The organism is Streptomyces sp. NPDC001380 (assembly GCF_042895785.1).
Taxonomy (GTDB): Bacteria; Actinomycetota; Actinomycetes; order Streptomycetales; family Streptomycetaceae; genus Peterkaempfera.
Genome location: NZ_JBIAWP010000019.1, coordinates 1 through 22,498, shown reverse-complemented (window position 1 = coordinate 22,498; position 22,498 = coordinate 1). Strand labels below are relative to the sequence as shown.

General features: G+C 73.8%; 22 protein-coding genes. 13 read left to right on the top strand and 9 right to left on the bottom strand.

Annotation, left to right across the window (positions count from 1 at the left end; translation table 11 throughout):
• Positions 1 to 133 precede the first annotated feature (133 nt).
• The gene (locus tag ACFY07_RS21750; RefSeq protein WP_390870740.1) at positions 134 to 1,555 is read left to right on the top strand and encodes an IS4 family transposase; all 1,422 of its coding nucleotides are present in this window, start codon (positions 134 to 136) and stop codon (positions 1,553 to 1,555) included.
• A 105-nt stretch (positions 1,556 to 1,660) separates the two neighbouring features.
• Here ACFY07_RS21750 and ACFY07_RS21745 read toward each other — a convergent pair whose 3' ends face one another.
• The 8 genes from ACFY07_RS21745 to ACFY07_RS21710 form a co-directional block, all read right to left on the bottom strand.
• Positions 1,661 to 2,182, bottom strand: coding sequence for a hypothetical protein (locus tag ACFY07_RS21745; RefSeq protein WP_390870738.1), 522 nt, complete (start codon positions 2,180 to 2,182; stop codon positions 1,661 to 1,663).
• Positions 2,183 to 2,245: 63 nt separating this feature from the next.
• Entirely contained in the window at positions 2,246 to 4,051 is a 1,806-nt protein-coding gene (locus tag ACFY07_RS21740) for a type IV secretory system conjugative DNA transfer family protein (RefSeq protein WP_390870736.1), read from the bottom strand.
• Positions 4,048 to 5,574: an ATP/GTP-binding protein gene (locus ACFY07_RS21735; protein WP_390870735.1), complete on the bottom strand. Its 1,527-nt coding sequence runs from the start codon at positions 5,572 to 5,574 to the stop codon at positions 4,048 to 4,050. The genes ACFY07_RS21740 and ACFY07_RS21735 overlap by 4 nt, the downstream gene beginning before the upstream one ends.
• Positions 5,575 to 5,669: 95 nt before the next feature.
• Complete coding sequence (locus ACFY07_RS21730; RefSeq protein WP_390870733.1) at positions 5,670 to 7,184, bottom strand: SCO6880 family protein; 1,515 nt, start codon at positions 7,182 to 7,184, stop codon at positions 5,670 to 5,672.
• Positions 7,174 to 8,589, bottom strand: coding sequence for a hypothetical protein (locus ACFY07_RS21725; RefSeq protein WP_390870732.1), 1,416 nt, complete (start codon positions 8,587 to 8,589; stop codon positions 7,174 to 7,176). The genes ACFY07_RS21730 and ACFY07_RS21725 overlap by 11 nt, the downstream gene beginning before the upstream one ends.
• Positions 8,589 to 9,317, bottom strand: coding sequence for a hypothetical protein (locus ACFY07_RS21720; protein WP_390870730.1), 729 nt, complete (start codon positions 9,315 to 9,317; stop codon positions 8,589 to 8,591). Before ACFY07_RS21720 ends, ACFY07_RS21725 begins: the two co-directional genes overlap by 1 nt.
• Positions 9,318 to 9,329: 12 nt before the next feature.
• Positions 9,330 to 9,590 (bottom strand): hypothetical protein, encoded by a 261-nt coding sequence (locus ACFY07_RS21715; protein ID WP_390870728.1) that lies wholly within the window; start codon positions 9,588 to 9,590, stop codon positions 9,330 to 9,332.
• The gene (locus ACFY07_RS21710) at positions 9,587 to 10,471 is read right to left on the bottom strand and encodes a DUF6668 family protein (protein ID WP_390870727.1); all 885 of its coding nucleotides are present in this window, start codon (positions 10,469 to 10,471) and stop codon (positions 9,587 to 9,589) included. The genes ACFY07_RS21715 and ACFY07_RS21710 overlap by 4 nt, the downstream gene beginning before the upstream one ends.
• A gap of 291 nt (positions 10,472 to 10,762) precedes the next feature.
• Between ACFY07_RS21710 and ACFY07_RS21705 the strand changes: the two genes are divergently transcribed.
• The 8 genes from ACFY07_RS21705 (at position 10,763) to ACFY07_RS21670 (ending at position 17,259) form a co-directional block, all read left to right on the top strand.
• Complete coding sequence (locus tag ACFY07_RS21705; RefSeq protein WP_390870725.1) at positions 10,763 to 11,737, top strand: NlpC/P60 family protein; 975 nt, start codon at positions 10,763 to 10,765, stop codon at positions 11,735 to 11,737.
• Positions 11,734 to 12,339, top strand: coding sequence for a hypothetical protein (locus ACFY07_RS21700; RefSeq protein ID WP_390870723.1), 606 nt, complete (start codon positions 11,734 to 11,736; stop codon positions 12,337 to 12,339). The genes ACFY07_RS21705 and ACFY07_RS21700 overlap by 4 nt, the downstream gene beginning before the upstream one ends.
• Complete coding sequence (locus ACFY07_RS21695) at positions 12,336 to 13,925, top strand: hypothetical protein (RefSeq protein WP_390870721.1); 1,590 nt, start codon at positions 12,336 to 12,338, stop codon at positions 13,923 to 13,925. Before ACFY07_RS21700 ends, ACFY07_RS21695 begins: the two co-directional genes overlap by 4 nt.
• A 752-nt stretch (positions 13,926 to 14,677) precedes the next feature.
• Entirely contained in the window at positions 14,678 to 14,809 is a 132-nt protein-coding gene (locus tag ACFY07_RS21690; protein ID WP_390870719.1) for a hypothetical protein, read from the top strand.
• 269 nt (positions 14,810 to 15,078) lie between these two features.
• Positions 15,079 to 15,606, top strand: coding sequence for a hypothetical protein (locus ACFY07_RS21685; RefSeq protein ID WP_390870717.1), 528 nt, complete (start codon positions 15,079 to 15,081; stop codon positions 15,604 to 15,606).
• A gap of 387 nt (positions 15,607 to 15,993) precedes the next feature.
• Entirely contained in the window at positions 15,994 to 16,569 is a 576-nt protein-coding gene (locus ACFY07_RS21680; RefSeq protein ID WP_390870715.1) for a GNAT family N-acetyltransferase, read from the top strand.
• A 187-nt stretch (positions 16,570 to 16,756) separates the two neighbouring features.
• Entirely contained in the window at positions 16,757 to 17,011 is a 255-nt protein-coding gene (locus ACFY07_RS21675; RefSeq protein WP_390870713.1) for a type II toxin-antitoxin system Phd/YefM family antitoxin, read from the top strand.
• The gene (locus ACFY07_RS21670; RefSeq protein ID WP_390870711.1) at positions 17,008 to 17,259 is read left to right on the top strand and encodes a type II toxin-antitoxin system RelE/ParE family toxin; all 252 of its coding nucleotides are present in this window, start codon (positions 17,008 to 17,010) and stop codon (positions 17,257 to 17,259) included. Before ACFY07_RS21675 ends, ACFY07_RS21670 begins: the two co-directional genes overlap by 4 nt.
• 54 nt (positions 17,260 to 17,313) lie before the next feature.
• Here the strand turns inward: ACFY07_RS21670 and ACFY07_RS21665 are convergent, their stop codons facing one another.
• Positions 17,314 to 18,366 carry a tyrosine-type recombinase/integrase gene (locus ACFY07_RS21665; protein WP_390870709.1) on the bottom strand — a complete coding sequence of 351 codons (1,053 nt, stop codon included), beginning with the start codon at positions 18,364 to 18,366 and terminating at the stop codon, positions 17,314 to 17,316.
• A 746-nt stretch (positions 18,367 to 19,112) separates the two neighbouring features.
• Between ACFY07_RS21665 and ACFY07_RS21660 the strand changes: the two genes are divergently transcribed.
• From ACFY07_RS21660 to ACFY07_RS21645, 4 genes are all read left to right on the top strand, one after another.
• Positions 19,113 to 19,376, top strand: a complete 264-nt coding sequence (locus ACFY07_RS21660; RefSeq protein ID WP_390870707.1) for a WXG100 family type VII secretion target — start codon at positions 19,113 to 19,115, stop codon at positions 19,374 to 19,376.
• A gap of 134 nt (positions 19,377 to 19,510) precedes the next feature.
• Positions 19,511 to 19,897: a hypothetical protein gene (locus ACFY07_RS21655; RefSeq protein WP_390870705.1), complete on the top strand. Its 387-nt coding sequence runs from the start codon at positions 19,511 to 19,513 to the stop codon at positions 19,895 to 19,897.
• 49 nt (positions 19,898 to 19,946) lie between these two features.
• Positions 19,947 to 20,513 (top strand): DUF6461 domain-containing protein, encoded by a 567-nt coding sequence (locus tag ACFY07_RS21650; RefSeq protein ID WP_390870703.1) that lies wholly within the window; start codon positions 19,947 to 19,949, stop codon positions 20,511 to 20,513.
• A gap of 834 nt (positions 20,514 to 21,347) precedes the next feature.
• Complete coding sequence (locus tag ACFY07_RS21645) at positions 21,348 to 22,289, top strand: hypothetical protein (protein ID WP_390870701.1); 942 nt, start codon at positions 21,348 to 21,350, stop codon at positions 22,287 to 22,289.
• Positions 22,290 to 22,498 lie beyond the last annotated feature (209 nt).

Below are 22,498 nucleotides of genomic sequence, written 5' to 3'. Positions count from 1 at the left end.
CGGGCCTGAATCATTAGAGCTCAACGCCGTTGCGTTTGGCGGGTGGGTGGTTCGTCAAGCCGGTGATCAGCGAGAACGGGACCCCTGGTAGATCACTTGTGTCGAGCAAGATGATCAAGATCCAGGAGTCCCGTTGCGGGAGAAGTCTGTCATCACCCGGGTGGTCTCCACGGCTGGGGGTGTGTTCGCTCCGGGGCATCTGGGCGAGCTGACCCAGATCGTGGACTTCGAGCTGGTCGACGCGGTGCTGGAGGAGACCGGGGCGCGGGAGCGGCGGCTGCGGCTGCTGCCGTCACGGGTCGTGGTGTATTTCGTCCTGGCCCTGGCCCTGTTCGAGGACTGCTCCTACCTGGCGGTGTGGGGCAAGCTCACCGCGGCCCTGGACCCGCTCGCCCCGGTCCGTCCGGCCGCGTCCTCGCTCGCCCGGGCCAGGCGCCGGGTCGGCGCCGATCCGCTGCGACGGCTGTTCGAGACCCTGGCCGGGCCGGTCGCCGGCCGCGGTCAGGCCGGATCCTTCTACCGGGGCATGCGCACCGTCGCCCTGGACGGCACCTTCCTGCACGCTCCCGACGCCGAGCAGATCACCTGGCGCTACCCTAAGCGGATCGGGGACACGATCGAGTTCGACTACCCGCTCCTGCGGCTGCTCGCCGTCGTCGAATGCGGCACCCGGGCCGTCCTGGCGGCCTGCTTCGGTCCCGAGACCACGGGCGAACTCCCCTACGCCCGGCGTCTGCTGGGCTGCCTGGACCACACGATGCTGCTGCTCGCGGACGCGAACTTCGACGCCATCGACTTCCTGCACGACCTCGCCGACACCGGGGCCCAGTTCCTGGTGCGCTCCTCCGCCCGCCGCCGCCCGGTCATCCAGCACCGCCTGCCCGACGGCTCCTACCTGGCGAGCCTGAACACGGCCGTCTACCGGGCCGGCGTCGGCTACCGGCTCCTGCCGGTCCGGGTGATCGAGGCATGGATCACCGTCACGCTGGCCGACGGCACCACCCGCACCGAGCCCTGGCGGCTGGTCACCAGCCTCCTCGACCACGAGCGCTACCCCGCCTGTGAACTCATCGACCTCTACCACCGCAGGTGGCAGGCCGAGACCACGTACTTCTCGATCAAGGCGACCATGCTCGACGGCCGCATCCTGCGCTCCCGCAGCATCCCCGGCCTGGACCAGGAGGTCTACGCGCTCCTGACGACCTACCAGGCGCTCATCCGCACCGCCGACTACGTGGTCGCCACCCGACCGGACCTGGCCATGGAACGCATCAGCTTCACCATCCTGCTCCGGGCAGCCGCCGACCAGGTCACCCTCGCCGCCGGCATACACGCGCAGACACCGGCCGACCTCGTGGGCATGATCGGCCGAGCTGTCCTGGCCGACCTCCTACCCGCCACTCACCGCCAGCGGGTCAAGGCCCGCAGCCGCAAGAACCCCACCAGCAAGTACGGACCGAACGCCGGGAAACTCCCGCAACAGACCCAGACCTACACCCTCGCCGTCGACATTCAGATCATGGAGAACGGACTTGCCTCACGCCACCGCTCGTAAACGCAACGGCGTTGAGCTCATACTCAGTCCTAGCCGAATAGGCGACATCGTCCGAGCTGCCCTCGTTCTCAACGGAATCTGGAAGTGACCACCGTTAAGAAAACCTCAGTAGGCCGAGGTGTGCATTTGGGGCAGCAAATTCCGGTCGGTCGGATCAGGCGGGTCCGGGGGGCGGTGGGCGAGGTTGAGGCAGTCGTTGGGGACCATGGCGCGAACCCGGGCGAGGAGCGGCCATAGGAAGCGGTCGTGCCAGTAGGCGGAGGCCTCGGACAGGCCCGGTTCGGCGGTTTCCTTGGCCATGGCGCCACGCCAGGCGGTGTGGAGGGCGGCGAGGTGCTCGGCGGCGCCGGGGTGGGCGGGCCAGCAGGCGGGCACCCGGTGTTCGCCGGCGGGTCGGTAGGTGTCGACGAGCCAGTCCACCCAGTCGGCCAGTTCGGTCCACTGGTCGGCGTCGGCGCGGGCGGTCCACGGCTGCGGGTCGGGCTCCGGGGCCAGGGCCTGCTGCTCGTCCAGGGCGTCGAGGTAGCGCTCGATCAGGGCTACGCGGTCGTCGACCTCGCGCAGCCGGTCCAGGAGGGCTTCGCGGTCGTTTCGGGCGTCAGGGCTGGGCGGGGCTGGGCGGTCCACAGCGGGCAGATCCTCGGGGAGCGGCGGCGGCCGGGGTGGGCAGGCCGTCCGGGGTGGGCGGGGTCACGGCGCTGCCCCGGGCTGCGGCACGGAACCGACGGCCTGGGCCGGTGCGGACTCGGGCCCGGCCGTCGCGCGCCCGTACAGGCGCTGGGAGGCGGCGACGGCCTCGGCCAGCTCGGTCTCCCAGTACGGCTCGGCGGTGGCCATCATCGGCCGGGAGCCGCTGAGGGTGACGACCATGTGCCGCTCGGGCAGCGCGGCCAGGTCGGCGACGTCCAGGATCCGCTCCCGGCGGGTGCTCCGCGCCACCGAGGCAGTCCCGGCGAGCAGCCGCTCGTCGCTGGTGCGGGTGGTCTGCGGGGCGTCCCACTCGCCGATGACCTTCGACAGCCGCTCCAGGTACGCCTCGTCGGTGATGCCGCCGCCGTACACCACGCACTGCGCGTTGTCGGCCAGGGTGTTGAGCCGGTGCTCGCCCCACAGCTGCAGCCCCTGTGACCAGGTCTGGAGGTAGGTGGCGAGCCAGATGCCCTTGGATCGGTAGTGGCTGTACAGCTCGGGCAGCTCGTGCCAGCGGCAGACGTTGGCGACCTCGTCGAGTACCCCGCACAGCGGCACCGGCAGCCGCCCGCCCGGCGCGGCGGCCGCGGCCCGGTCCGCGGCGCGCAGCACCGCCGCGGTGAGCGCGGTGGTGACCGGCGCGGCCGAGGAGGCGCCGTCGGACTGGGAGATCAGGTACAGCGTGTCGCTGGAGACGGCGAACGCGGCCGGGTCGAACCGGGGCCGCGGGTCGCGCTCCCCGTCCCCCGCGCCCTCCCCCTGGGGGACGACCCAGGCGGCGACCTGCTCGTTGCGCACCCACCGCAGGTGGATCTCGGCGGTGGCCCAGATGCCGTCGGCGGTCTTGTCGGACAGTCCGCGCATGCCGGCCAGTCCGGAGGCGGCGACGCCCATGCCGTGCCGGGTCAGGACCCGTTCGGGAGCGCTGTTGCCTCGGTCGGCCAGCCACAGGTACGCCTGCACCAGGCTGTGACCGTCCAGTGCCGCGGCCAGCAGGGTGGAGGCCAGCACCTGGCGGCCCTTGGGGTCGAAGAAGCCGTCGCGGCGCGCCTGCTCGCCCGCCTCCTTGCCGGCCTCGACCAGGACGGCGGTCAGGTCCTCGGCGTCCGCCAGGGTGCGCACGTCCGCCAGCGGGTTCCACCACCAGGCGGGCGGCTCGCCGGCGAGCTGCTGCGGGTCGAAGACCCAGCAGGCGCCCAGGTAGGACCGCGGCAGCCGGGTGGCCTCGACGACGTCGCCCTTGACCGAGGTCGCCAGGCACGCGCCGGGGGCGCGCAGGATCTGCGGGACGACCAGGGCGGAGGTCTTGTGCCGTCCGGAGGTGGCGATCACCAGGTACAGGTACTCCCACGGCGTCACCAGCGGACGGCCGGACGGCAGGTGCCGGCCCAGCCGCACCCCGGGCGCGGCGCCGATGCCGAGCCGGGCTGCCGACTCCTCGGCGCGCATCTGCAGGGCGGCCCGGTCGCGGCCGCCGGACATCCGCCGGGCCGCCTGTCGGTACGGGCGCAGGCTCGGTCCGCCGCGCCGCAGCCGGCGTACCGCCGCGGCGGCGGCCAGCGCGAGCAGGGCGGCGGTGAGCAGCTCCAGCGCCAGGACCGCGCCGGCGGCCGCGGTCCAGTGCCACGTGCCGGCGGCCAGGCCCGCCACCGCGTCCAGCGGACCGGCGTCGGGCCACCGCCCGCTCGCCCACCACTGCCCGCCCAGCAGCGCCGTCCCCAGCACGGCCACCGCCAGGGCGAGGGAGCCGACCACGGCGGCGGCCGCCCACTGGCCGGGGGTGACCCGGTCGGCGGGGCGGCTCACCGCCGCCCGCCGTCCCCGGCGGGCCGCCGCGGGGCGACCACCGTCTCCTCGCCGCCGGGAACGCCGGGCGCGCCGACGCCCTGCTCCGGGCCGGGGGCGGCGACGACCCGGTGGGCCCACCGCTCGTTGGTGTCGTTCAGCGGCAGCTCCTCGGCGGTCAGGTCGATCCGCACCGGGATGCCCGGGTGCCCGGCCACCTTGATGAGGAACCGGCCGCGGCCGGGCGGAGCGTCCTCCGCGCCGGTGCCGCTGTCGATGCTGCCCGGCGCCGACCACTGGGTGACCATCTGCCGCTCCCGCTCCGACAGCTGCACCGCCTGCTGCAGGGCCGTCATCTCGGCGGGCGGCAGGCCGCCGCAGAGCACCAGCCCGGAGCGCTCCACGAAGCCGCGGGCCTTCTCACGGTCCTCGCTGCTGGGCAGCGAGAGCAGGTCGGCCATGGAGTGGGTGGTCATGGACTGGCCGATGCCGATGGTGCGGTTGAGCCGGGTGAGCTCGTCGATCCGGTCGACCAGCCCCACCCCGGCGCGCAGGATCCGCCACAGCTCGTCCAGCACCACGAAGAAGTGCCGCCGCCCGCCGCCCCCACCGGTGCCCGGGTCGGTGCCGGCGGTGCGGTCGTGGGCCTCGATCGCGGCGAAGGCCTCCGCCCAGCAGGTCAGCAGCACCGCGCTCTCCAGCACCTTCTCCGAGGCCGGGATCGCCGACAGGTCGATGCTCACCGGCCGGTCCAGCGCGAGGCGCTGGGTGGTCTGCCGGTTGAAGGTGGCGCCCAGCGGCCCCTCGACCAGCGACTGCAGGGAGCGCAACACCGGCCGCACCGCCTGCCGGTAGCCGGCCTCGTCGTCGGCCAGCGTCATCCGCAGCAGCGGCTCCGGGCCCTGCCGCACCAGCTCCACCAGGTCCGACAGCAGCGCCGGGCGGCCCAGGTCGCGGTCGGCCAGCAGCTGCACCGCCCGCCCCAGCAGCGCCTCCTCGTCGCCGCCGACCGGGCCCCGCCGGACGATGGCCACCAGCGCCGCCACCATGGAGGCCCGCCGCCCGACCGCCTCGGCCAGCAGCTCCTCGCGGGCCGCGCCGGCCAGCCGCCGCGCGGCGGCGCCCATCTGCCCCAGGTCCAGCGGGTTCAGCGACCCCTGGCCGCGGCCCAGCCGGATGACCTCCCCGCCCAGCGCCCGGATGAGCCGGGTGTACTCGCCCTTGGTGTCGCCGGGCACCAGCGACACCGTGCCCCGGTAGTCCAGGCCGAGGACCATCCGCCGGTTGATGCTGCTCTTGCCCAGCCCCGGCTTGGCCAGGGTGAACATCGACGGGTTCGCGATCAGCCGCGACCGCTCGAACCAGGCGATCGGGTCGCAGCACACCGTGGAGCCGGTCACCAGGTGCCGGCCCAGCGGCACCCCGACCAGGGGCGCGCCGGCGCCGGTGACGTACGGCCACAGCCCGCACACCTGCCGGGTCGTACCGCGGTACTCGGCCGGCCGGTCCAGGTACGCCAGCCGCCCGCCGCCGCGCCCGCGCATGCCGCGCGCCCCGACCCTCCCGGATCCTGTCCTCCCGGCCCCGCCCTGACTGTCCCCGCGCGCCACGGCGCTCCTCCTCCACGGTCCCACCGGGCTCACAGCCCCCGGGGCAGCTTGAACGCCTGGTGCTCCGGCAGGATGCAGCCGATCGGCAGCCCGGCCAGGAACCCGCCGTCCTGGCAGCCCCAGGCGCGGCGCAGCGCGATCCGCGCGGGGGCGGCCAGGTTGCCCACCGCCACCTCGGCGGCGTCCGGCCGCTGCCCGGCGTCCTCACCGGTGACCACGGTCGCGGTCACCACCAGGCCGAACAGGGTCAGGCCCGCGCCGCGGGCCTCCTCGCGCCGCGACTGCGCCGCCGCGCCGTACTCCGCCTCGGCCTGCGCCTGCCCGCTGCGCGAGGTCATGGTCCGCGACCGGGCGGCCCGGTAGTCCCGGTCGGCCAGCACCGCAGACTCCGCGGGGGAGTGGGGGCGGTAGACCAGCGCGACGCGCTTGCGGTCGATGTCCGGGTGGGCCTCCAGCAGCGCGTGCAGCACGTCGGAGTGCACCTCGCCGCGCGGCGCCTCGCCCATGAACCAGGTCACCGACCGGCTGCCGTCGTGCCAGTAGCTCCGCGCGCCCGCCACGTGCGCCACCGGACCGGCCTGCGCCCACGTCAGCCCGGAGTCGCTGCGGGCCGCCCGCGCCCGGTCGATCACCGGGGCGACCGCCGGCTCGTAGGCGGTGCGCACCAGCTCGGCGACGCCGGTGGCCGTGACCGGCACCGCGGCGCCCGCCCCGGTGGCCGCCAGCTGCTGGGTGATCCCCGGCAGCCGCTGCCCGATGTGCACCGCCATCTCCTCCGGCCGCCGCCGCCCGCGCAGCGCCCCGCCGTCCCACAGCAGAGCCACGTGCACGGTCGCCGCCGGCGCGGCCGTCGGGTAGTCGCGGTCGACCGCCGCCATCACCCGCAGCGCCAGCTCCGAGGCGTGCGGGCTGCGCTGCGCCTGCAGCTCCCCGTGCAGCCGCTCGCCGCTGTCGGGGGCGACCTCCACCACGACCTGGAAGCCCAGCAGGTGCGGCTCGGCGCCCATCTGCCGCATGAACTGGCCCCAGTTCGCCACCCAGGCGTCGACGTCGTCCTGGTCGACCAGCGAGCCGCCCTGCGCGTTGCAGTGCAGCACCGCCGCGAAGTGGTCCGCCTCCCGGTAGTGCAGCATCCCGAAGGACCGGCCGAGGCCGTCGCGGGCCTCGTACATGTCGGTGGCCATCGCCAGGCCCGGCAGCAGGCACCTGCCGCCGGGCACCCGCGAGAGGATCCCGCTGCGGTACACATGCTCTCCCTTCAGCCGGCCCAGGCCGTAGGCGGCGCGGGCGTGCAGGTGGCTGCCCAGGTGGCGGCCGTACCGGTCGCGCACGGCCAGCGGGCCCAGCAGGACGGCGCCGGCCAGCAGCACCGTCACCGCCGCCAGGGGCGCCAGCGGAAGCAGCACCCCGCACACGGCCAGCAGCACGAACAGGACGGCGGTCGCGAGCAGGCCCAGTCCGCCTAGGCCCGCCGAGCGGGGGCGGCGCCAGTTGCCGTAGGTGCGCAGCGGGGCGGGGCCCGGTCCGCCGGTGCTAGGAGCCACTGGGACCGTCCCCGAGCTCGCGGTCCAGGCCCTGCGCGCCCTCCCGCAGGCCGTCGACCAGCTGCTGCCGGGCCCGCTGCCCGGCCTGGACGACCGCCCCGGCCACCGCGCCGGAGGCCGCGCCGACGGGACCCGCCGCCGCCCCGGCCCGGCCGCCGGCCACGGCCGCACCGCCTCCGCCGGCCGTGCCGGACCCGGCGCCCCCGGCGGCCGCGCCCGCTCCCGCAGCGGGGCGGTGTCCGGCCGCCGCTGCTGCGGCAGTGCCTGGTCCGGCGCCGCCGGAGGCACCCGAGGTCCCGGAGCCGGCGGAGAGCCCGCCGCCGGACGCGCCGCCGCCGGAGACGCCGGAGGGCAGCGCCGAGGTCAGCCCCGTCCGCCCGCCCGCCGCCGCACCCGACGGCCCGCCTCCGGAGCCGGAGCCCTGCGCGGGCGCGGCCGCGGAGCCGGAGGGCGCGCGGGCGCCGCTCGGCTCCCCGCCCCGGGCGGATCCGGCGCCGGCCGCGCCGCTGCCGCCGGCCAGGGCCAGGCCCGCCGGCTGGAACAGCCGCAGCAGTGCGGGCAGCACCACCACGGTGCCCGACAGCAGGGCCAGGCCCGCGATGGTCGAGCCGACGTCCGGCTGCGCCCCGGCGGCGCTGCCGATCAGCCGGTAGGACGCCGCGTACAGGGTCGCCGCCGCGGGCTTCAGGCACAGGAAGGCCAGCAGCCAGCCGAGCCAGCGGGCCAGCCAGCGCCGCCCGGTGTCGGTCAGCGCGCTGCCCGCCGGGATGCCGACCGTGCCGGCCAGCACCACCAGGATCGCGGCCCGGAAGTAGCCGACGACCAGGTTGAGCAGCGAGCTGACCAGGGCCACGACCACCAGGATCAGCGGCACCGCGGGCCCGCCCATGGCCGTGGTGAGGGAGCCGATGCCCGCGACGACCGTGCCCAGCTTCCGCCCGGCGTCCCCGCCGAGGCTCTGCTGGATGATCCAGGTGCTGTAGCCGTCGCCGACCTGCACGAGGACGTGCGTCCCGGACACCACGCAGCCGTTGACCAGCACCAGAGTGACCAGGCTCTGCACGATCGCCCGCAGGTCCTGCAGGCCCCGCAGCCGGTAGGCCATCCGCGCCCCGGCGACGACCAGGCAGGCCGCCGAGACCCAGGAGCTCAGCCACAGGGTGTGCTCCTGCAGCCAGGCCGCCGTCGCGGTGGCGCCGTTGGCGGACCGGCCCGCGGCCATCCCGGTCCCCGGCAGCGGCTCCACGCCGGGGGTGGGCACCTCGAGCCAGCCGGAGGTGATCAGCGCGGTGACCTTGCCCAGGCCCGCGGTGCACCAGTCGAGGAACTGCTGCACCGCGTTCTGCGCCTGCTCGCCGACCACGTCGCACGCGGCGCCGACGACCGGGACCGAGCACCAGGACATCAGACGCCGCCGAAGGGGGTGAAGCCGACCAGGGAGTGCAGCGAGGTGGCCGGTGTGGAGGTCCAGCCGTCGGGGCGCGCCACCAGCTTCCAGTCGCCGTCCTGCCACTGCACGGTGACGTCGAGGGACTTGAGCGAGCCCGCGGCGGCCGAGCCGTTGACCAGGGTGACCACGGTGGTGTCCGGGGTGTAGCTGACGAAGCGGTACCCGGCGACCTGGGCCAGCTCCCCGGGCCGGACCTGCTCGTCGACCTGCCGCAGCTGCCGGATCATCTCGTCCCGCCCCGGACCGGCCACCACCTGGCGCTGAGTCACGGTGGTCCGCGGCGCCGCGAGCCCGACCCGGTAGAAGAGGTTGACCGCCGCCATCAGCGCGCCGCGCGGGGTGCGGGCGTAGCAGCGGGCGACCGGGCCCTCCAAGCGCGTCGGCCCGGCCGCGGCCGAGGTCGGCAGGACGGCGGTGCTGACGACCGACCAGGTCACGTCGGCCGGCGGCTCCTGCGGCAGCGAGGGGTCGGTGTCGCGCGGTGCGCAGCCGGTCGCGGGCGGGACCGCGCCCCCGGCGGCGGCCGTCGCCGCAGGGGCGCTGCCGGCGTCCGGGGCGGCGGACCGCGACGGGCGGCCGGTGACCGCCAGGACCAGGCCCAGGACCGCGATCCCGGCGACCAGGAGGACCGCGGCCGCCGTCCCCGCCGGGAGGCGCCGCTCGCCCGTTGCGCGTTCGCTCATCTCCGTGGCCCCTCAGGTCAGCAGCGCGTTGGCGATCATGCCGGCGGCGCTGATCACGACGGAGCCCACGCACGCACCGCCCAGCGCCTTCATGGCCCGCGAGCTGCCGTGGCCGCTGAAGTAGGCCCAGCAGAGGATCCCGCCGCAGGCCACGAAGGCGACGCCGGCGGACCAAGCGGCCACGAAGGTGATCCAGCCCAGGATCGTGTCCAGCTTCGTGCCGACGCCCGGTGGCGGGGTGCCCAGGGCCGTCAGGACGGTGGTGGCGGTCATCGCGTCTCCTCCACGGGGCGCAGCGTGTGGTGGCGGCCGGCCGGGGACTGCCGTGCGGGCGGCCCGGCCGGTACGAGCGGGGTGAGCCAGGCGGCGGTTGCCGTCCGGGTCGGCGCGGCGAGCACCGGGCGGGCGGGGGCTTTCTGGAGGCTGTTGGCGCCAGGGGTGCCCGCCTCCGCGCCCCGGTCGTCGGGGGCCGGACTGCGGGACGGGACGGACACCGCCCCGAAGGCCGCGCCGGGCGCCACAGCAGGCCCTGGTGCGGCTGGCGCCGGGGCCGGAACCCCGGCCGGGGCGAGGCCGCGCACCGCCTCCGCGAGCTCCAGCAGCGCCCGCACCGGGCGCCGCGGCTCCGCGCCGTCCCGCCAGGCCGGGATCCACGGGACCTGCCACAGCCGCGGCACCGCACCGGACAGCGTCCGGATCCGCTCGCGCAGACCCCGGCCCGGCCGTGCGGGGGCGTCCGCGAGCAGCGCCAGGCCCAGCAGGACGGCGGAGGCCGGGACCGTGCCGCGGTCCCACTCCTGGAGGGCGGCCTGCGCGGCGTCCAGGCCCCGGGCGTCGGTGCGGGCCACCAGCAGCACGGGGACGCCGCCGGGAGCGCCCTGCACGTCGGGCCAGCGCCCCCCGGCGTCGGCGCCGCTGCCCAGCGCCCGCAGCAGCGAGGTCACCCCGGCCCCACCGTGCACGCCCAGCGCCCACCAGGCCGCGGTCGCCGGCCGGCGCACCGGGTCCGGGGGCGGCGGGAGCGTGTCCGCCCGGCCGGGCACGGCGGACGGCCGCGACCCGGGCGCGGCGGGGCCATGCCCCGTGCCGTCCGGCGGAACGGCGCCCGCCTCCCCGGGTTGCGGGGTGATCCAGAGGTTCACCCGGTCCGTCATGCCGCCTAAAGCTCCTCACCCTCCGTCATCATGTGATCGCGGAGAGCACGTTACCGCTGGTGGGCGTGGTTCCCGGGCAGCGGGCGGCGCGTCCCGGCCGTCCGACGGACGCCTCCACCCGCCTCAGGGACGGGCAGCGGCGCACCCCGGCCCCGCCGTGCCGTTCACCCGAAACGGTGCTTCGGTCCGGGTGACGTGCCCGGGACGGGCTAGCGCGGCGCCCTCCCCGCCGCCCGGCCGGGCCACCCTGGTGCCCGGCCACCTGACGCGACGGCAGATCGGAGACCGCCCTTGGCCGCCGCACCGCAGCGCCGCGCCGTGCTCGGCCTGTCCGGCCTCCTGCTGGCCTCCTGCGCCGTCGCCCAGGCCGGCCCCGTCGGCAGCGGCCTCCTGCCCGGCGCCGTCCCCTACGCGTACGCCGGCTGGGTCGGACGGGCCGGCGCCCTGTGCGCCGCCTTCCCGCCCGCCGTGATCGCCGCCCAGGTCAAGACCGAGTCCGACTGGAACCCCCGCGCGGTCGGCCCCGCCCCCGCCCGCGCCCAGGGCATCGCCCAGTTCCTCCCCGCCGCCTGGGCCCGCTACGGGCGCGACGACGACGGCAGCGGCACCGCCGACCCCCTGGAGCCCGGCGACGCGATCATGGCCATGGGCCGCTACGACTGCGCCCTGGCCGCCGACCTGAGCGCCGGCCAGGGATCCGGCCGGCTGCGCGGCGACCTCACCTCGCTCGCCCTCGCCGCGTACAACGCCGGCGTGGGCGCCGTCCTCGCCGCCCGCGGCGTCCCCCCGTACCCCGAGACCCAGGACTACGTCGCCCGGATCCTCGCCCTGGCCGCCGGCTACCAGCAGGCGCCCGCCCCGGCGGCCGGCGCCGGGGTCGCGGTCGTGGCGGCCGCCGAGCGGCAGATCGGACGGCCCTACGTCTACGGGGGCGGCGGCGCCACCGGCCCCACCCACGGCGGCTTCGACTGCTCCGGGCTGGTCCAGTACGCCGTCTACCAGGCCACCGGCGGCCGCCTGGTCCTGCCGCGCACCTCGGACCTGCAGCGCCGCGCCGGCCGCCGGGTGGCCGTCGTCGAGATGCGGCCCGGCGACCTCATCGCCTTCGACATGCCCACCGACCCGGCCCCCTGGGGCCACATCGGCATCTACGCCGGCGGCGGCCAGATGATCCACGCCCCGCACCCCGGCTCCGCGGTCCGGGTCGAGCCGCTCACCACCCGCTACTGGCAGTCCATCCCCTGGGACGTGAGGAGGGTCCTATGACCCGTCACCGGCCGGCCCGCGCAGCGGCGGCGGTCCTGACCGCGCTCGCCGCCTGCGGCTGCAGCCCCGGCGCCGCCCTGCCGCCCCTGCCGCCGACCCCGTCGGCCGCCGCGGGGGACGGCGCGGCCGCCGTCCAGCGCCCGCTGCCCGCCGGACGCCCGGGCACCCCCGCCGCCGGACTGCCGTCCGCCGCCGACCCCGGCGACGCCACCGCCGTCGCCCGGGCCGCCGTCACCGCCGACTGGACCTGGGACACCGCGCTCGACACCTCGCCCGCCGACGCCCAGCGCCGCTCCGCGCCCTGGCTCACCCCCGGCTACGCCGCCCTGGTCGCCGCCGCCCGGCCGGTCGCGGCCCCCGGCGCCGACTGGGCCGCGCTCGCCGCCCACCGGGGCTGGACGAGCGTCCGCACCCGGCAGGCCTTCGACGACCCCGTCCCCGACGGCGAACGCTCCGCCGCCCGGCAGTTCCTGGTCACCGTCACCGCCCACGGCCGGGACGGCTGGCGCGGCCCCGCCTCCACCCGCGTGCAGTACGCGCTCCTGACCCGCACCGGGCCCGGGGCGCCGTGGCGGGTCGCCGAGATGCGGGTGGCCCGGTGACCGCCGCCCGGGCGCCGGAGGCGTCCGAGACGGCCGAGGCGCCCGAGGTCCTCGAGGTGCCGGACTGGCCGTGCCCCACCGTCGCCGTCGACGCCCACGGCCGGGTCCAGGTCGACGGCATCGCGGTGCCCGTGCCCGGGGACGTGCCGCCCGACGGCGTCCGCCCCTGGATCCTGCGCCACGTCGCCGAACGCCACCAGCGGCTCGGCCGCCCCATCCGCGTCACCGCCGTCGACCCCGACGGCACCCGCTGGCCGATGGTCGTCCACCCCGACGGCACCGCCGTCCAGGCCCCCGCGCCGCCGGCGGGACGCCGTCTGCGGCGTGTGACCGCTGCGCCGCCCCGACCCGGCCGCTCCCAGGCCCGCGGGCTGGCCGCGGCCGCGGTGTTCACCGCCGCCGCCCTCGGCCTGGGCGCCCTGGGCCTCGTCCTCACCTCCGGCGGCCACCACCCCGACCAGGCCCCGCAAGGACCGGCCGCACCGCCCCGGCCCACAGCCCCGCCCGGGGCCAACCTCCCGGTCCCCGCCCCGCCCGGCTGGACCACCCGGGCCCGCTGGGCGGTGGCCCTCGCCCCCTACAGCCGCCCCGCCGTCGCCCCGGACGGCTCCGCCGTCGCCGTCCTCACCCCGGACCGCCGCCTGGCCGTCCTGGACCCCGCCACCGGAGGCGAACGCTGGAGCACCGGCCTGCCCGCCGGCGCCGACGGCACCCTGGTCCTCACCCGCATCGACGGCACCCCGGTCGCGGCCCTGCTCGCCGGAGCCCGCCTGTACTCCTGGCCGCTGGACGGCCCCGCCCACCCGCGTACCACCGTCACGCTGCCCGACACGGCCGCCGTCAGCGTGCTGGGCACCTCCCCGCTGGTCTCCCTGCCCGACCAGACCGCCGGCGTGGTATCCGCAGGGGGCCTGCGCACCCTGGACGTCCCGGTCGGCGCCACCGCCCTCGCCGCCGACGGCACCACCGTCACCGCCGCCGCCCCTTCAGGCCGCTGGCTCACCCTCACCCCCGGCCGCCGCCCCGGCCGCCCGCGCACCATGGCCCCGCCCGCGCGCGGGGCGCGCCTGCTGCGGGTGGTCGGCCTCGACGGCCGGCGCCTCGCCGGACTGTGGCAGACGGGCGACCGGCAGCAGGCTGCGGTCTACGACACCGCCACCGGCCGGATCCTGGCCCGCGCCGCCGCGCCCGGCGGCGGCCTGGAGCAGGCCACCGCCTGCGTCGGCACCGGACTGGTCGCCCTCGGCCCGCTGGTGCTCGACACCGCCGCGCACACCTCCCGCACCGGCCCGGCCGCCGCCGTCCGCTGCGCCGCCGCGGGCGGCCGGATCTACCTCCAGGACGCCGCGCAGACCTGGTACGACACCACCGCCTCCGCCAGCACCCCGCTGCCCGCCGGCGCCGCCGTCCCGGTCGGCGTCGCCGCCGGGCAGGCCCTGGTCGTCGCCGACAAGCTGCAGCAGCACCTGCTCTACGCGCTGCTGCCCGGCAGAGTCGGCGCCGACGCGGACGCGGCGGCCGGTACGGGCCCCGGTGGTTCCCCGCCCGCCGTCGTCGCCAGCCCCCTCCCGCCCGGCCGCGGCTGAGCACGGCGGTGCACCGCGCCCGACACCCGCGTCGACGGCAACCCGTCTCCGCCCTGCCCGACCGCCCTTACGCCCTGCCCGAGGAGGAGTCCCGGATGCGCCCGCCCCACCGCTGCCGCACCGCAGCAGCCCTGCCCCTGATCGCCGCCCTGCTCACCACGGCGGCCTGCGCCAGCCCGTCCACCGGCCGGGCCCCCTCCCTGTCCCGTACCGCGCTGCGACCCTCCGCCCCGCCCGCCACCGACCCCGCCGACCAGGCCCCACCGGACGCCGCCTGGCCCCCGGACGCACAGATCCCGGCCCCCGCCTATGGCGTCCCCCTCTCCCCGCCGAGCCCGGACCCCACCGACGAGGCCACCCCGCCCCTCCCGAGCCCCGCCCCGGCCGGCGGCAACGCCCCCGCCCGTTCCCGACCTGTCCGCAGGCTCCCGACACGTCCCACCGCGCCGCACCCGGCAGCCCCTCAGCCTCCCGCCCATACCCATCCCGACCTGCACCCTGCGGCGCCACACCCGGCAGTCCCGCACTCCTCGGTCCCGCACCCTGCGATGACCGTGCCCCCCGCGGTGCCGCCGACTGCTCCCAACTCCGCCGCTCGACCAGCCGCACGCCCTGCCGCACCACAGCCGAACGCCCTCCCGCCGACCAGCGCCGACGAGCCCTCGGCACCCGCCACCATCCCGTCGAAACCGCCGGTACTGCGCCCCGCTGCCCCGACAAACACGTCCCCGAAGGCCCCCGCCCGGCAGCCGGTGAAGCACCAGGTCCGCCCGTCGACCAAGAAGCCCGCGCTCACCGTCCCCAAGGGCTCGTGCAACGCCCTCGGCAAGCAGGGCGGCCTGCCGGGAGGCCTCCTGACCGCCTGCCGCCAGCTCTACGGATGACCGACCAGGCGGCACAGCGTGCAGCCCTCCCTGCTCCTCGGCCGGCATTGAGGCGTTACCGACGGTGGACGGGTAGCGCACCGGCTACGCCTGGGCAGGACGTTGCCAGCTGGCCGCCGTCGGCAGCGCCTCATCTTCAAGGGCCCTGTCATCGACACCGGAACCGACTCCGGCCACCCGGCCAGCGCTCGCGTCCACGCCGGGCAGACCGCAGCGGACCAAATCAATCCGCTGGACCTCCGAGAGCCGTACCTGTCAGGCTCCGCCTCGTGCCGATCCTCGATGTCCTGACCGAAGTGGCGAAGACGGGCCGACTGGGCCCGGTGTTCGCCGGCGCGCGCCTGGACGATGTGACCGCAGTCGCCGGTGAGCCGTTGGAGATCGGGCCGATGGACCGGCTCGGAACATGGCCGCGCCTCCTGGCTTACGGAGATCTCGAGCTGAGCGTCTGCCGCTGCTCCAGAATCAACATCATCTGCATACAGACCTGGCGCGATGACATCGACCTCCCCTCATCGATCGTTGGAGGGACCGGCATGTTCCCCGCCGCCATCAGCTATGCGGACATGGTGTCCGCCCTGGACAGCGCCGGCTGCCCCTGGCAGCCCAACCCCTCACTGACCTTCGACAGTCAGCGCACCCTCACGGCGACGCCGTCTGCCATGGACTTTGCCTTCGAGCTCCTGCCGGACGGCGAGTTCGTGCTGAACGTCGCGAGCCTTCCGGGCGACGGGCACGACTGCTCCGACCTGCGCCCGAAGCAAGACCGCCGGCACGAGGGGCGTCAGGCCCCCTGAACACTCCTCACGTCGGCGATCACCGGACCCTGCTGCAAGTCGGCCGACACCCGTCTCTCCGGATGCCGACCCTGTCCTCGGCCTTGTCCTCCCGGACTGCCGTCTCCAAGGCGACGAACCCCCGTATGGACGGGAGGGGCACGGCTGCTTCCGGAACAGCAGGTCCGCGCCCGCGTCGGGTACGTCCTTCCCCGCCTGAGTAATCGGACGGTCCTCCGCGACCATCGCCTCGAACGGACGGTGCCCGCACAGTCGTCTTCGGCGTCGCCCGCCTGTACGACCTCACCCTGAGCGATTCGTGAGGCCTGGGTCCTCGCGCTCGGATCCCGCCCGTCCGCGGGCGGTTGTGACGTTGCGCGTCGCCCTCGGGGAGGAGAGGGTCCACGGATGGAGCAAGCGTCGAGCACCCCGCAGCCCGTCCTCCGCACCGGCGACGTACCCGAGCGCATCACGGCCGAGGGCCTCGTCCTGCGGAGCTGGCAGCCGCGGGACCGCGAGGCGAGGTACCGCACGGTCCTGGACTCCTTCGACCACCTGCACCCCTGGATGGAGTGGGCCGGCGAGCCGCCGACCGAGCAGCAGCACGCGCAGCGCTTCGAGGAGGCGCTGGCCTGGCCGAGCGGCCGCAGCTACAACTTCGGCATCTTCGACGAGGGCGAGCGGACGATCCTGGGCATGGCCGCGGTCCACGACGACCTCGGCGACGGAGCCGTCGAGATCGGCTACTGGTGCCACGTCGACCACGTGGGCCGAGGGGGCGCCACCAGGTTGGCCGGGGCGCTCACCCGGTTTCTCCTCGGTCTGGACCACCTCGCCCGCGTGGAGATCCACTGCGACGAGGCCAACGTCCGCAGCGCCGCCGTGGCGCGGCGCCTGGGCTACCGGCTCGAACGCGTCGAGGAGGACGGCATCCAGGCACCTGCCGAGTCCGGCCGGGGCATGATCTGGGTCAAGGAACGCTGACGACCCGTGCTGCCGTTCCGAAGCCGCGAACCGTCAAGGCCGTTGGCGTCGTGCGCCCACCAGGACGCCGGCGCGGCGGCCGGGGTCCGCACCGGACTCGCTTGTGCCGAAGCTCCTGCACCCGCCGATTCCACTGCGTGAGGCGATCCCACCCCACCAGAACGCGCGGGAAGTGTACAGTTGTGTCATGAGCGACACGCTGCCGATCACCGAGGCCCGCGCGAAGTTCGGCTCCCTGGTGCGCCGCGCCTCGCACGGCCGCGAGCGGATCACCATCACCGACCACGGCCAGCCCGCTGCCGTGCTCATCAACCCCCAGGAGCTGGCCGACCTCGAGGACGAGCTCGCCCTGGCCCGCTACCGGGCCCGCCAGGCCGCCGGTGCCGCCGGCGGCACCCCGCACGGCGAGGTCCGCGCCCTGCTCGGCCTGGAGCAGGGGTGACCTACGCCCTCGTCTGGGACGAGCCGGCCATCAACGCCGCCGCCCGGTTCCTCAAGGACGACGCCGACGGCCTGCGCCTGGTCATGGACGCCGTCGACCTGCTCGCCGACGACCCCCGCCCGGCCGGCTCCACCCCCTACGGCTCACCCGACCTGCGCCGCATCCACGTGGGCCGCTACCGGGTGATGTACGAGATCACCGAGGAGACCGTCACCGTCGTGGTCATCCACCTCGGCCGCACCCCCTGAACCGGTCGCTCCGCCAGCCTTGCCGACCGGGCCCGCAAGGATCCGCCGGGGCCCTCACAGGCCGATGCCCGCCAGGCCGTTGTCCTGATCGTTCCAGCGGTCCGCGATCTGCAGGTAGCCGTCGAGGACCTTGCTGCCGTCCGCGTGCCCGCTGATTGCCTGCAGGGCCCTGCGGTCCTTCCCGGCGCGCCGGCCCTCGGTCAGCATGCCGGAGCGCACCGAGTGGCCGGTGAACCGGATCGGCACCCCGGCCCGTTGCCCGGCCGTGGTGATGACGGTTCCGACGGACTGCGGGCTCAGGCCGGCGCGGGTGACGCCGCCCAGGCGGTGCATGCGCCGCAGCGCCGGGGACCCGGGGTCGTGCAGGCCCGCGGCGTCCTTCCAGGCGAGCCAGGTCCGCACCGGGCAGGTCTCCTTCCGCTCTCCGTAGGGAACCGCGACGACGCGGGGGTGGGTCTTGGAGACGCGGACGTCGACGACCAGACCCCGGCCCTCCTCCAGGACCAGGTCGCGGACCAGGAGGGCGGCGACCTCGTGGCGGCGCCCGGCGATGGCGAAGCCGAGGAGGACCGTGGTCCTGTCGCGCAGCCCGGCGAGGGTGTCGGGGCAGGCGGCGACGATGGCGCGCAGGGCGTCGATGCGCATCGCCGGGGCCTTGCCCCGGCCGCGGGGCACCTCGCCGCGCTCGGCGGCCCTGCGCTGCAGGTCCCGCAGCGTCCGGCGGGCCGCCTTGGTGTCCTCAGGCGTGACCGGGACCTGGTGCTCGCGGCGCAGGGTGACCACGACCCCGGAGAGCTTGCGGTCGACGGTGGCGTACGCAAGCCGCTGCTCCTCCCACAGCCAGGTCACGAAGCCGCGCAGCGTGCCGCGGCCGGCGGCAGTAACGGGAATGCCGGCGTGGGCGGTGAACTGCTGCCAGGTCCGCCAGTCGGATGCGTAGCCGCGGGCGGTGTTGTGGGGGCGCAGGTCCTCGGCGTGGCTGTCGGAGGCGCTGTCGATCGCCGCGAGACGGCTGCGGAGGGCGTCGCCGAAGTCGTCCGGGTGGGGTGCGAGGTCGGCGGCCGAGAACTCCGCCGGGACCAGCTCGCGGCCTACCGGCTCTGCCACGGACCACCGTCCCTGCTGAGGCCGCCCGGGCCGTTGGGCGCTGTCGGGGCGAACCGGCCCACGGCGAGCACAGCGGCGTGTCCGCGCACGGCGCGGCCGGACGGATCCGGGACGCCGCGAGACGGTGCCGTGGCGTCATCGCCACCCTGATCTCTACTCACGACATGTGAGCTTATCGCTAGTACAAGGTCGGCGGGGGTGACTTGACCCCCCGTTCTGACTGCTGCTCGGGCTCTTCCTTTCGCCCTCGCCTGCACGAACCCCGGGTCCGAAGCATAGAGATCAGCTCGCCTGGAGGCAGATGCATCGCTCGGGCACCCGCACAGGTTGAGGCTTTGCCTGCCCAACGACTGCCAGGTGCTGCCACAGGCCTTTCAGCAGGACCTGTGCACACTGCGGCCACCCGCTTCTCTTCGAAGTGTCAAGCAAAAGAACCCATAAGCCTCATTTACTCGAAATTCCCAGCAACGTAGGCCTCGTGACATGTGCTCGTCGGCTGTCTCTGACTACGGTTTACACTAAGCATCTTCAGCTTTGCCACCGATCAGGTGACGCGGCTGGCATGCGATAAGGGCGGTTTGCGCAGCAGGCGAGCTCGGTCAACTGCCGTACGCGAGTCACCTCTGCGGGTGGCTGCTGAAGACGCTCACTCATCCGTCCGGGCATTCGATTGCAAAGGGGGCGCTGTGCCGGGGGCGAACGGGGGCGGGCATTTCTCGATCCATTCGGAGGAGGCCCGGGCGGCCGTGCCGACCTTCTCGTGGGAGAGTGCGCACCTCGACCGGGCGCTGAGCACGCTGCGGCAGACCCTGGACGGGCTCGGCGCGCCCTGGGGCGCCGACGCGCAGGGCACGCAGTTCGGCGACGCCTACACCCCGCAGCGCGACGCGCTGTTCCGGGCCACCGGCGTGCTGGTGCAGGGCCTGGAGGGCATCCACGAGGGACTGTCCGCCCACACGGACAACCACGTCCACGGCGACCGGCACACCAAAAGCACCTTCAGGCACTGACCGGCCGGGCGCGGCCACGGGGGGAAGCGGTCCATGGGGGAGTCCACGACGGCGAAGATCGTCCGGGAGACCACCGGCATGTGGTGGCCGGGAAATACCGCGGTCCGAGTGGTTTGTGGAGTAGAGAGAGCGACATGAATCTTCTTCCAGCATTCGAAGAGGTCTCTTCCGAAGGGCGCGAGATGTTCGGCATCGTTCGCGCTGCCGAGCGAGTGGGGCTTCTCCCGGAAAGTCTTCGCGAGCCGCTCTCCGCCTACCTCGGCAACTGCCCCACTCTGATGGTGACGAGCAATGTGCACGACCCGCTGGACCTCAGTAAGGGGATGGCTGTCCCCTTCGGGGTGGCGACCGACGGGGTCTGGGTGTGGCCGCTCTACTGGGGTTACTTCGTCCGGGAGTACGGGATTGCCGTTCCCGATGAATTCATCACCCATGCCCGGGCGCGCGGGTTCCACCCTCCGGAACTCACCATGGACGACAGCGACCGCATCGCCGAGGAGCTGACTCGCCAGGCAGGGTGAGTCTTTGCCTGGAGGGGAAATGTCGGATAGTGGTGTAAAATTTTCCGGGATGCAGTGGATTCCGAGCGAATTCCCGGAAGGGTATTGGTTTATTTTCGCTCAAGGCATCTCCCCGGATGCTCTCTTGGACCGTCTGGGCGCCGACCCTATCGACCCTGCCGTCATGGGTCTCCAGCAGGCGAACGACTACTGCTTCGATGAGGACAGCATCATCGTGAGGGCCGGCACCGCAGGTGGATGGTCATTCGCCGTAGTTCCTGGTGGGGTCGCTGGTGAGTTCGGCGTGGCCGAAGCGTCAAAAGGAACTCAAGCCTTCCAGGTCTATGGAACCACCAACGCATTGAGAGTCTTTTCGCACGCAGAGAACGGGGAGGTTACTTGCCAGTTCATCAGCGGCTGGGAAGGGGAGAGGACGGGTGTCGATCCGGACCGCTTCCTGGGCGGTCTTATTGCGGTCGGACTCCTCCTTCCCGACGGGAGGGCCCCGCGAGACCTGGGGATGGATGTTCAGGGCGCCCACAATAAGATGCTGGAGTTTGCTTCCGCGCAATTCTCGATCAACTTGTGCCTTGCGGACATTGAAATTCCACTTCGAGCCCGCAAGCTTGATTACTGATCATTCTGCCGACCTCGATTCGTCGGCGATAAGTAAGTATCTTCAGGATGGCCACCGATTGGGTGACCGCTGCAGGCTGTAACAGGCGAGGCCCTCGGGCTGTTGGTCGAGATGTTTCACATCTCAAGTCGCCAGCCTGGGGGCCTCGTTGGTCTTTTATCCTGCCGCACTCGACCTGTCGCATGTGCTCATCGAGTGGGTCACGGAGCGACTCTGTCGGGGATCTTCGATGGTCGGTTACTTGCCCTGCCTCCACCAGCATTCCCATCGCAGCCCGTGGGAGTCAAGGTAGTGCTGGAAGGCCGTGGGGTGGCGGGGGCGGTGGGCGCGTAGAGGTGCGCGCTGGGCGAGGCGCTCGATGGTGATCGCGATGCCGGCCGGCACGTGTTGGACGTGGGTTGTGCGGAGGCCGTGGTACCGGCTGCGGCGGGCCTGGTGGCCGTTGACGAGTTGGGGCTTGATACTGGTGAGCTCGCGTATTCAACCGTCGCGAGTTCCATAAGGAACCCAGTCAGTTGGTCACCGAGTGTGATCGCCAGCGGCGTATCGGGTCCATACCTCACATCGATTGTCGGACCCTTCTGCCATGCTCCCGCGTTGACGACTGATGGGGAGACATGAGGGGGCGCCGTGGTAGCGCGGCTCAGCGCCGAGGTCGCATGGGATCGAATGGTCACCTACGGCATGGACCCGACCGAGCCCTACCCCGGATCGGTCGACGCCCCATGGCACGGCACCTGTCAGACATGCAAGCAGCCGTGTCGGCCCTCATTGACCAACGCCAAGCGGCAAGGTCCGTGTAGGCCCTGCGGAGTCAAGAAGGTACAGGAATCGTTGCGTCTGTCCCTCGCCGATGTCATTCGTGACATGGAGGCGAAGGGTGTCATCGTCGTCGGTGACTACGCCAATAACAGAATACCGATCGAGTGCATCTGTATCTGGTGCGGTGCGCTTGTCCATCCGACGTACTCGAACGCGATGCGCGAGGGTGTTGGGCTGTGTGATCAGCAATGCAAGCGAGACCGGATCGGTGACAGTAACCGAAGGGATGGCGAGGTCGCCGCCAGATTCGCCCTCGCCAACAGTCTCATTCCTCTCGCTCCGTATACCGGCGCGGACGACCCATGGCAACTCGAATGTGCGATCTGTCATCACCGGGGCGGAAATACGACGTACAGCGTCATTAAGCGGCTCGGGCACGTCTGCATGCGGTGCGGTCGCATCCGTCAGGCGGATTCACGTCGCTTGAGCGAGGCCGAGGCTGTGAAGAGCATGGTGGATGCCAAGCTTCGCCCGGATGTTCCCTATCCGGGCAACGGGGGGCTTAACTGGCCCTGCACGTGCATGCGGTGCAAAACCGTGCTTCGTCCTGGCCCCCGCTTGGCTGACATCCGCCGCGGACAAGGCGGCTGCACGCAATGCGCCGACTACGGCTTCAATCAGAACGAGCCAGCGCACGTCTACCTTGTCGTCAACGACACAGCGGGCTTCTTAAAGTGGGGCAAGGCCAACAACACTGGGAACCGCTTGCAGGAACATGCCCGTCAGGGCTTCGATCGCAGGGAAGGACAGTGGAGTTTTGCTGTCGGTGCGATTGCCACCGCCGTTGAAACTGCGACCGGGGAGGCAGTACGCGCGCTCGGAGCGACGACCCGGATTGCTAGGAAATCCATGCGGTATAAGGGGTACACGGAGACAGCCAGTCTGAACGAAATCAGCGTTAAAGAGGTCTGGGCCATCGTCGATGGCCTGGCGCGTCACTACCAGGAATTGTAGCCAGGTGCTTTACTGGTGGGCTCGCGTATTCAACCGTCGCGAGTTGGTCCACCTGACTCCGGCACTGCTACCGAGCGTGGCAGCCCCTGAGGGGAGGTTCTGGGTGTCAGGGGCTGAACCGCCCCGGTTGGAATGGAGACTCGATTCCCTGAGAGGATTGAGTCATGGCACGTCCCTCCCCTTATCCCGCTGAGCTGCGGCGTCGTGCG